This window comes from Streptomyces sp. NPDC059832 (assembly GCF_042731715.1).
Lineage (GTDB): Bacteria > Actinomycetota > Actinomycetes > Streptomycetales > Streptomycetaceae > Streptomyces.
In genome coordinates, this window is record NZ_JBHWIY010000001.1 from 155,563 (window position 1) to 165,236 (window position 9,674).

7 protein-coding genes are annotated in these 9,674 nt (G+C 72.6%); 4 read left to right on the forward strand and 3 right to left on the reverse strand.

Annotated features, from left to right (window positions below; translation table 11 throughout):
* The first annotated feature begins 15 nt into the window (after window positions 1-15).
* From ACFV8T_RS00710 to ACFV8T_RS00725, 4 genes are all read left to right on the forward strand, one after another.
* Window positions 16-1,794 carry an acyl-CoA dehydrogenase family protein gene (locus tag ACFV8T_RS00710; protein WP_385323007.1) on the forward strand — a complete coding sequence of 593 codons (1,779 nt, stop codon included), beginning with the start codon at window positions 16-18 and terminating at the stop codon, window positions 1,792-1,794.
* Between the two features lie 20 nt (window positions 1,795-1,814).
* Entirely contained in the window at window positions 1,815-2,669 is an 855-nt protein-coding gene (locus tag ACFV8T_RS00715) for a 4'-phosphopantetheinyl transferase family protein (protein ID WP_385323008.1), read from the forward strand.
* Between the two features lie 158 nt (window positions 2,670-2,827).
* Entirely contained in the window at window positions 2,828-4,417 is a 1,590-nt protein-coding gene (locus ACFV8T_RS00720; RefSeq protein ID WP_385323614.1) for an acyl-CoA carboxylase subunit beta, read from the forward strand.
* On the forward strand, window positions 4,414-4,680 hold the full coding sequence (locus ACFV8T_RS00725; RefSeq protein ID WP_385323010.1) for an acyl-CoA carboxylase epsilon subunit: 267 nt from the start codon (window positions 4,414-4,416) through the stop codon (window positions 4,678-4,680). Before ACFV8T_RS00720 ends, ACFV8T_RS00725 begins: the two co-directional genes overlap by 4 nt.
* Here ACFV8T_RS00725 and ACFV8T_RS00730 read toward each other — a convergent pair.
* The 3 genes from ACFV8T_RS00730 to ACFV8T_RS00740 all read right to left on the reverse strand — a co-directional run bounded on the left by ACFV8T_RS00730 (window position 4,652) and on the right by ACFV8T_RS00740 (window position 9,490).
* Window positions 4,652-5,731 carry a BTAD domain-containing putative transcriptional regulator gene (locus ACFV8T_RS00730; RefSeq protein WP_385323012.1) on the reverse strand — a complete coding sequence of 360 codons (1,080 nt, stop codon included), beginning with the start codon at window positions 5,729-5,731 and terminating at the stop codon, window positions 4,652-4,654. The genes ACFV8T_RS00725 and ACFV8T_RS00730 overlap by 29 nt on opposite strands.
* Complete coding sequence (locus ACFV8T_RS00735) at window positions 5,728-6,474, reverse strand: thioesterase II family protein (RefSeq protein ID WP_385323014.1); 747 nt, start codon at window positions 6,472-6,474, stop codon at window positions 5,728-5,730. The genes ACFV8T_RS00730 and ACFV8T_RS00735 overlap by 4 nt, the downstream gene beginning before the upstream one ends.
* Window positions 6,475-6,601: 127 nt before the next feature.
* A complete protein-coding gene (locus ACFV8T_RS00740) occupies window positions 6,602-9,490 on the reverse strand; it encodes a LuxR C-terminal-related transcriptional regulator (protein ID WP_385323016.1) in 2,889 nt (962 codons plus the stop codon).
* Window positions 9,491-9,674: the final 184 nt, after the last annotated feature.

The window sequence follows — 9,674 nt, forward strand, 5'->3', positions numbered from 1 at the left end:
CCGAAGGGCTGTCCCGTGACGAAGGAGCTGATCCACGCCACCATGGCCACCACCCAGATCCACCCGGAACGGATCGCCGGGCGTGCCGCCGAGGAGACCGACGCCCTGCGCCGGGCCGCCCGGCTCGAAGCTCTCCTCGGCGACCCCTACGACCCCGCCAACCCCCACGGCCTGGGCGCCCTCTTCGCCGCCGACGAACGCCACGAACCGCCCGCCGCCACCGAGCGGCTCCTCGTCGAGGCGGGGCTGGGCGCCGAGTTCGTGCCCGCCGAGTTCGGCGGCCGGCTCACCCGCGCCGACCTGCTCGCCAAGGTGCTGCGCCCCGTCTTCCGCCGCGACCTCGCGCTCGGCTTCGGAGCCGGTATCACCTCGCTGTTCGCCACCTCCGCCGTCTGGGCGGCCGGCTCCCCCGCTCAGCGACGCACGACGGCCGACCTACTGCTCGCGGGCGGCCGCGCCTCGATCGTCCACCACGAACTGGCCCACTCCAACGCCATCCTGCGCGACGAGTTCACCGCCCGGCCACGCCCCGGCGGCGGCTTCTCGCTGGCCGGTCGCAAGGACGTCATCATCAACGCGGCCGTCTCCGGGGCCTACGTCGTGTACGCACGCACCGACCCGGCCCGCACCCCCCTCAGCCACTCCGTGCTGCTCCTCGACCCCGGTGAACTCACCGCCGGGATCGGCCCGCTGCCCCGGGTGCTCACCGCCGGCATGCGGGGAAACCTGTTCTCCGGGCTCCGGTTCACCGACTGCGACATCCCGGCCGACGCCCTCGTCGGCCGGACGGGCGAAGGCGTGGCCCTGGCGCTGCGCACCTACCAGGTCAACCGCTGCGTCATCGCCGCGACGGCCGTCGCCGCCGCCGGTACCGTCCTGCACTCCGCCGTCCGCGCCGCCACCACCGGCCGCAGCCTCCCCATCGCCCGCCGCCGGCACAAGCCCCTCGCCGGGGTCTTCGCCGACCTGCTCGCCTGCGACAGCATGGCCACCGTCGCGCTGCGCGCCCTGAGCCTGCTGCCCGACCGCACCCACATCCTCGCCGCGGCCGTCAAATACGTCGTACCCGACCTGCTGCGGGAGAGCCTGGAGGAACTGGCGAGCGTCCTCGGCTCCCACGGCTACGAGCACGGCACCCCCGAGTACGGCGCACTCGACAAGCTCTCCCGGGACCTGCCCGTGGCCGGTCTCGGCCACGCCGGAACCGCCGCCTGCCAGGCCGTGATCGTGCCCCAGCTGCGCACCCTCGCCGAAATCGCCTGGTTCCGGGACGCGGAACCGCCGCCCGAGCTGTTCCGCTCCGGCGCCGCTCTGCCCCGGCTCGACTACCGGCTCCTCGGCATCGCCGGGGGCGGCGACTTCCTCGCCGCCTCCCTCAACGGCGCCGCCTCCCGCCTGGCCGACGTACGGGGCGTCGGCGGCCAGCTCGCCGTCCTCGCCGACCTCGCCGAGGCGTTCGTCGACGAGCTGCGGGCCCTGCGCGAACAGTGCCGGGCCATCCCGCCCGGCGCCGCCGCCCTCGCCGACCCCGCCTGGTGCGTGCTCAGCGACCGCTACTCCCTCGTCCTCGCCGCCGCCGCGATCCTGGCCACCTGGGAAGGCCAGGACGGCAGCGATCCCTTCCTTGCCGCGCCCGCCTGGGCCGTACTCGCCCTCACCCGGATCGGCGGGCGCCTCGGCATCCCGCTGCCGGAGCTGCCCGAGGACTGCCGCGCCCAGGTCCTCGACGAACTCGTACGCCGCTACCGCACCGGCCTCAGCTACGACCTCGACGCCACCGAACTGGCCCGGTGACCGGCCCGAGGAGGCCGCCGATGGAGGCGGAAGCCGCCCGGCGCATCACGGCACCCGTGCACGCCACCGGCCCCGCGGGACCCTGGCACGAGGTACGGGAGGGCCTGGCCCGGCGCGGCAACGCCTCCGTCTTCACCACCTGGGGCGAATGGCTGCCCGCCGCCCTCGCCGACCCGGTGCTGCGCCCGCTCCTGGGACGGGACTGGCCGCGCTACCGGCAGACCGCCGACCCCGTCCTGCGGTACCGCTTCGTGGCGTCCCGGCTGGCCGTCAAGTACACGGCGGCCGCCGCGCTCGGCACCTCGCCCGCCCAGCTCGACCTGGCGTACAAGGTCGGCGGCCGGCCCTACCTGCGGGGCTTCGACCAGATCGACCTGAGCCTCACCCACACCGACGACCTCATCGCCGTAGGCATCAGCCGCACCGGGCGCATCGGGATCGACACCGAACCCGTCGACCGCAGGCTGTCGTTCGATCTGCTCCAGGACCAGGTCTGCACCCCGGCGGAACGGGACACGCTCGCCGCGCTCCCGGAGGCCGAACAGACCGCGGGCTTGCTGCGGCTGTGGACCCTGAAGGAGGCCTACACCAAGGCGCTCGGCCAGGGCCTGCGGCTCGACTTCTCCTCGTTCGGCTTCGCCACCGGAACCTCGGGCGACACCGGCCTCCTCGCCCCCGACGGCACCCCCGCCGCCCACGGCGAGTGGGTGTTCGGAACTTATCCGGTGCTCGGCCGCTACCTCGTCAGCATCGCCTGCCACGACACCGGTCTGGACACCTCGCGGGACACCGCCGCCGCCACCATGCTCGACGAGGGGTTCATGGCCATGGTCTCCGGCCTGATCCGGACGGAAGATCCTGCACCGGAGCCGTAGGCGTTCCCGTGCGGAATTCGAGTCCGGCTGTAGCGCCTGCGCCGATGCTGGACGACGCGACACCGGCCGGAATCCGGTGCCTCTGTGTCGAAAGGGCCTCCATGAGCATCGTCGAGGAAAAACCGCTGAAGACCGCGCCGGCCCCGGAACCCGGGAGCATGCGCCCGGCCGCCGCGGGCCGCGACGAGAACCGCGTCGCGACCATGCGCGAGCGCACGGCCGAACTGCACGCCATCCAGGCGCTGGCCGAATCCGGACCCGGAGAACGGGCCACCGCCGCACAGCACGCCAAGGGCAAACTGACCGCCCGGGAACGCATCGCCCTGTTCTTCGACGAGGGCACGTTCAACGAGGTCGAAGGATTGCGCAAGCACCGCGCCACCGGCTTCGGCCTGGAGGACAAGAAACCCCACACCGACGGTGTCGTCATCGGCTGGGGCAAGGTCCACGGCCGCACCGTCTTCACCTACGCCCATGACTTCCGCATCTTCGGCGGGGCACTGGGCGAGGCCCACGCGGAGAAGATCCACAAACTGATGGACCTCGCCGAGGCCGCGGGCGCTCCCGTCGTGGGCCTCTGCGACGGCGCGGGCGCCCGCATCCAGGAGGGCGTGACCGCACTCGCCGGATACGGCGGCATCTTCCAGCGCAACGTCCGCAACTCCGGTGTCATCCCGCAGATCTCCGTCATCCTCGGCCCCTGCGCCGGCGGCGCCGCGTACTCCCCGGCGCTCACGGACTTCGTCTTCATGGTGCGCGGCACCTCGCAGATGTTCATCACCGGCCCCGACGTCGTCCAGGCGGTCACCGGTGAAGCCGTCAGCATGGAGCACCTCGGCGGCGCCGACAGCCACGCCGAGTCCTCGGGCGTCGCGGCCTTCGCCTACGACGACGAGGAGAGCTGCCTGGAGGACGTACGGCACCTGCTCTCCCTCCTGCCGCAGAACAACCGCGAACTCGCCCCCGCCGGCGACCTCGACGACCCCGTCGACCGCCGCAACGACAGCCTGCTGGACCTGGTGCCGGCCCAGCCGAACCGCTCGTACGACATGCGTGACCTGATCGAGGAGATCGCCGACCACGGCGACTACTTCGAGGTGCACAGCCAGTGGGCGCAGAACATCGTGTGCGCCCTGGCCCGGCTCGGCGGCCAGGTCGTCGGCATCGTGGCCAACCAGCCGGCCTGCCTCGCGGGCGTCCTGGACATCCACGCCTCCGAGAAGGCCGCGCGGTTCGTGCAGTTCTGCGACTCGTTCAGCATCCCGCTGGTCACCCTGATCGATGTCCCCGGCTTCCTGCCCGGCGTCGACCAGGAACACAACGGCATCATCCGGCACGGCGCCAAGCTGCTGTACGCGTACTGCAACGCGACGGTGCCGCGCATCTCGCTGGTGGTGCGCAAGGCCTACGGCGGCGCGTACATCGTCATGGACTCCCGCTCCATCGGCGCCGACATCGCCCTGGCCTGGCCCTCGAACGAGATCGCCGTCATGGGAGCCGAAGGCGCCGCGAACGTCATCTTCCGCCGGGAGATCAACGCCTCCGACAATCCGGAGGAGACCCGCAGGCAGAAGATCAAGGAGTACCAGACCGAGCTGATGCACCCGTACTACGCGGCCGAACGCGGCCTCGTCGACGACGTCATCGATCCGGCCGACACCCGCGCCCGGCTGATCTCCACCCTGGACATGCTCCGTACGAAATATGCCGAACAGCCCAGCCGCAAGCACGGAAACCTGCCGCTGTGACCGCCGCCGGGAACGAGACGCCGGCCGCCGCGCTCACCTCCGCGTCCGTCCGTGTCTCCAAGGGAAACCCGACGGCCGAGGAGGTCGCCGCCCTCGCCGTCCTGCTCACGGCCCGGCTCTGGTCGGCGAACGGGGCGCGGGAGCACGAGGCAGGGGAGAACGGGGTGCGGGAGCAGGAACGGACCTCCTCCGTCGTGCGGGTCCGGGCGCTCCGTCACCGCGGGCCCGCCCCGTTCACGCCGCCGGGGGCATGGGCCTCGTGATCACGGGCCCGGACTCCTGTCCGGCGAGGGAGTTCCGGGCCGCCCGCCGGGCGGACCCGCCGAACTCCCGGCTCTGCGCGCCGCCGCCCGCGGCTGCCGCGAGCTCGTCGATCCGGCGCAGCAGGGTGCCCTGCTCGCGGGAGAGTTCGTCGACGCGCTCCCGCAGCCGGGCGACCGTACCGCCGAGGTCGAGCAGGGCCGCCGCGTCCGACATGCCGTTCGGCATGTCGTGCGGCGGTCTGTGCGGCATGTCGGACGGCATCTCGTGCGGTCGTCCGTTCGGTATCGCCCCGAGGCCCGCGAACGGCGCGTGCCGGATCGTCGCCTCCATCCGGGCGCGCAGCGCCGGGCCCGGCTCCACGCCGAGCGCGTGGACCAGGAGTTTGCGCGCACGCTCGTACACACCGAGCGCCTCGGCGGGCCGCCCCGCCAGACACAGCGCGACCATCGACAGGTCGTAGAAGCGCTCCCGCAGCGGATGTTCGTACGTCAGCCGCTCCAGCTCGCCCGTGACGTCCTCGTGCGGCGCCGAGCGCAACCGCGTCTCGTACAGCTTCTCCAGGGCCGCCAGCCGGTGCTCCTCAAGACGCTCGGCCTCCGCCGCGCACAGCGGCGCGTGCAGACAGTCCTCCAGCGCCGGACCGCGCCACACCGCCAGCGCGCGCCCCAGCAGTTCGGTGGCGTGCGCCGGGTCGGTGGAGGCCGCGGCCCGGCCCTCGGCGGAGAGCCGCTGGAAACGCTGGGCGTCCGTGGTGGCGCTGCCCAGCCGCAGCAGATACCCCATGGGCTCGGTGCTGATCCATTCCCCGCCGCCGGAATCGCGCAGCATCCGGCGCAGCCGGGCCACATGGGCCTGCACCGCGTTGGCTGCCCGCCGGGGCGGTTCGTCGCCCCACAGCTCGTCGGCCAGCCGGTCGACCGTCAGTGTCCGTCCCGCCTCGATGACGAGCGCGGCGAGCAGCGCGCGCTGCTTGGAGCCGTGCGGGACGACCCGCCGTCCCGTCCGGTCGTCGTGGACCTCGACCGGCCCCAGGATCCGGAACTCGGTCACGGGGTGCCTGCCAGGGCCTCCAGTCCGGCCCGCACCCCGGCGGTGACCGCGTCGGCCAGTGCCGCCGGATCGTCCTGGAAGTAGAAGTGGCCGCCCTCGAAGCGTCGGACACCGAGGAAGTGGTCGGTGGACTTTGCCCACTGCTCCAGCCGTCCCGCGGGCGCGGTGGTGTCGTGCTCGCCGTGGAACACGGTGAGCGGTACGGGCAGCGGCGTCACATCCTGCGGCGGACGCCAGTTCCGTACGAGGGAGATGTCCGCCCGGAAGACGGGGGCGAAGACGCTCCACAGCTCCGGGTTGTCCAGGATGCGGGGCGGGGTGCCGCCCAGCCGGATCAGCTTGCGGCGCAGCTCCGCGTCGGACAGTTCGCCGGGCTCCTCGGCCGGCCGGCCCGGCCGCGGCGCTCCGCAGCCCGAAAGGCCCAGCCATACCGGCGGCCGACGGCCCTCGTCGACGAGTCGGCGGGTCAGCTCGAACGCGATCAGGGAGCCCATGCTGTGCCCGAAGCAGGCGAAGGGCACCTCCGGGTCGTCGAGTTCGGCGGACAGCCGGTCCAGGAACCAGTCCACGAGGGTGTCCGCGTCGCCGATCGGCGGTTCGCCCGCCAGCAGCCCGTGCCCCGGATAGTCCTGTGGCAACAGCCGCCAGCCCGCGGGGAAGAGCCGGGCCCACTCGTGGAACATCAGCTGGGACCCGCCCGCGTGCGGGAACACGAACAGCCGCAGGGTGCCGCCGAATCGCATCGTGATCTCCGTTCCAGGGGCGAGGGTCCTGTCACGGCGACGCTAGTGCTTTCGCCGCCCCTCGCGCGCGATGCCCGATCGGTGTTCGAGCGGACATGAGAGCGTTCTTGAGGAAGAACTCACAAGGTCACAGTGCTTGCAGGGGAGGTGCCAGCAGGCGGGTGGGCAGGGCCCGGCGGCTGCTGACACCCAGCTTCCGGTAGACGCGCGTCAAATGCTGTTCGACCGTACTCACCGTGATGAACAACTGCTGGCTGATGTCGCGGTTGCTGAAGCCACGGGCAGCGAGCAGGGCCACCCGGCTCTCCGCATCGCTGAGCAGCGACGCCTCCGTATCGCCCGCGTCACCGACACCTCCGGCTCCCGCAGCCTGCTCGTCCCGCTCGGCCACGGGGGCCACGGCCCCGTACCCGGGGCGTGGCGCACGCGGCGCACGCGCCACGGGGTCGGCCGCCGCCGCCCTGAACCCGGACTGGCAGATCTTCGCCTCCTGGGCCGCACGCCAGGACGCCGCCCGCGCCTCGTCGAGCTCGCCGACACTCCGATAGGCCACGGAGAGGTCCGCCAGCGCACGTGCCAGTTCCATCCGGTCGCCCGCCGCCTGAAGCACCTCGACGGACTTGCGCAGCAGAGCCGGACGCTGCATCAGCTCACCGCATGCCGCGAGCAGCCGCAACGAGATCCCCCTGGTGCGCGGGCCGATCGCCTGCGCCCGGCCCAGTTGCTGCTTGACCAGGTCCCGGGCGACGACCGTACGGCCGAGTCGCAGATGCGCCTCCGCCAGACCGATGCGCCACGGCACGAAGGGAAGGTCCAGATGGGCGTCCTGCGCCAGCCGGCCGCATTCCTGGAAGTCCCGGACGGCCGCGAGCAGCCGTTCGGTCGCCAGGTGATGCTGACCGCGGGCGGACAGGAAGCGCAGGCTCCACACCGTGGTCGGCACGGCCTCAGGAGCCATCTGACGAATCGACTCCTCGGCCTCGGTGTGCCGGCCCATCGCCGTCTGCGCCGAGATCAGCACACTCAGCGGATACCCGCGCATCACGCCCCAGCCCTGAGGCGACAGCACGTCGAGCGCGGCCTGCGCCCGGACGGCGGCCACCGCCGGCTCGCCCCTGCTCAGCGCGATCTCGGCCCGAACGGTGCCCAGGGCGGCCTGCCAGGTGAACACGCCGCGCCGCCGCGCCTGCGCGTACAGCCGTTCCGTCTGTTCCCCGGCCTGCTGGAGCTGGTTGCCGCCGATCAGCGTGAACAGCGCGGCCAGTACGACCTCCAGCAGGGAATCGCCCGGCCGGCAGCTCTCCAGAATGTGCTCCGCGCTGGGCAACGCACCCCTCGCGTTCGCCCCCGCGGCGCCCTCCGCGACGGCGTGCACCGCCCGGACCCACGGATCGTCCCCGTGCGGGTCCCCATTGGCGCCGGTACCGGTGCCGTTGTTTGCGATGGTCCCGTTGTTTGTGTTGGTTCCGCCGCCATAGAACCAGCGGTACGCCAGGTGGAGTTCCGCCTCCGCGTACCGGTCGCCGTCCCGGCCGGCCCCGCGCTGCTCGTACGCCTCACGGGCCGCGCGCGCGGTACCGGTATCACCCTTCCACAGCGCCTGCTTCAGCAGCGGCAGCGCGTCCCGCCCGGTCAGGGCGCCCTGTGCGAGCGCGCTGCGCGGTGCGGCCTGCCAGCGGTCGGACGCCGCCGGATCGACCTGCCACACCGTCCGGGACAGCCCGCGCCGCAGCACCTCCTGCTCCGCCGGGTCCGCGGTCGCCTCCAGCGCCAGCTCCAGACAGCGGGTCACCAGCTCGACATCGTCGCCCGTGGCCGCCTCCGCCGCCGCGCGGCGCAGTACATCGGCCGCCCACACCGGCCAGTGCGCAGCCGCTGTCCCGGAGCCGGCACGGGAGCCGGAGCCGGATGCGGGGGCGGGGCCGAATCCGGAGCCGGAGGCGATCAACTGCCCTGCCACCGTCACCGGATCCGCGCCCCGCAGTTGCAGCAGTTCGGCGGCGGTGGCGTGCAGGCGCGCCCGCTCCCCGGCGGAGAGCGTGCCCAGCACGGCCTGCGCGGCCACGGGGTGGAACCGCACACCCTCCAGCACCCCCGCGGCCGACAGGACGCTCAGCACCTGCTCGACCGCGTCCACCGGCAGCGCGACCAACTGCGCGACCAGCGGGCCCGTGGCCCGTTCCGCACCCAGCACGGCCACCCCCTGTGCCACGGTCAGCAGACTCGCGTCCCAGCGGTAGAGGCAGTTCAGTACGCCCTGTGCGTACGACGAACCGACCACTTCGTGCTCGGCCGTCGCACCGGGATGCGCCAGCTGCCAGTCCCGGTGGTCTTCAAGCAGCGCCCCCGCCAGCAGCGGATTGCCACCCGTCAACCGCAGTAGCGACGATGCGTACTCGGGCGCGGCGGTTTGGATGGTGCTGGGGTCGGCGGTCCGGTCGGTGGACTGCTCCGCGATCAGCTGCCGCAGCGCCGGCTCGTCCATCGGGGCCAGCCGCAGCCGCGCATGCGGATGCTGCGTGATCCCGGCGTGGAAACGCGTCATCGCCGGGTGGGCCCAGCTCCACTCGGTCAGCACGATCATGACCCGAGCCGAGGCGATCCGCTGTCGCAGATGCCGGATCAGCCGCAGGGTGAATTCGTCGGCGAACTGGATGTCGTCGATGCTGACGATCAAGGGGCGGTGTCTGGCCAGCTCCAGCAGCCGTACGGTGAGTTCATGGACGGCACGGGCCGCCCCGGCGGCCTCGGCCGCGTCCGGCAACAGCCGGGCGGCGCACTCGGCGACTTCCGGCGGGATGTCCGGGTTGCGGAACAGCTGGTCCACGCCCCCTACCGGGAAATCGTCCTCCGCCCGCGATCCGGTGGCCGTCAGGTGCAGCACACCCGACTCCTTCGCGTACCGCGAGAACTCGTGGAGCAGACGGGTCTTTCCGCTGGCCAGGCCCCCTGAAATCAGCGCGAGCTGGCCGACGCCGTCGGCACACTCGCCGAGTTGCCGCGCAAGACCGTCCAACGCTTCACGGCAGTCCCGCTCCACTGCGCCCCCCTGAGCATCTAGCCGACGCGTAACCCCTAAGGCCTAAAGGGTGCTGCCGATGCCTACAGGGCGGGTCGAGCCGGGGCGGAACACCGAACGGGACACCGGTTCGCGACCGGTGTCCCGTTCGGGCGGTAAGGACGAGGTTCCGGGGTGTGGG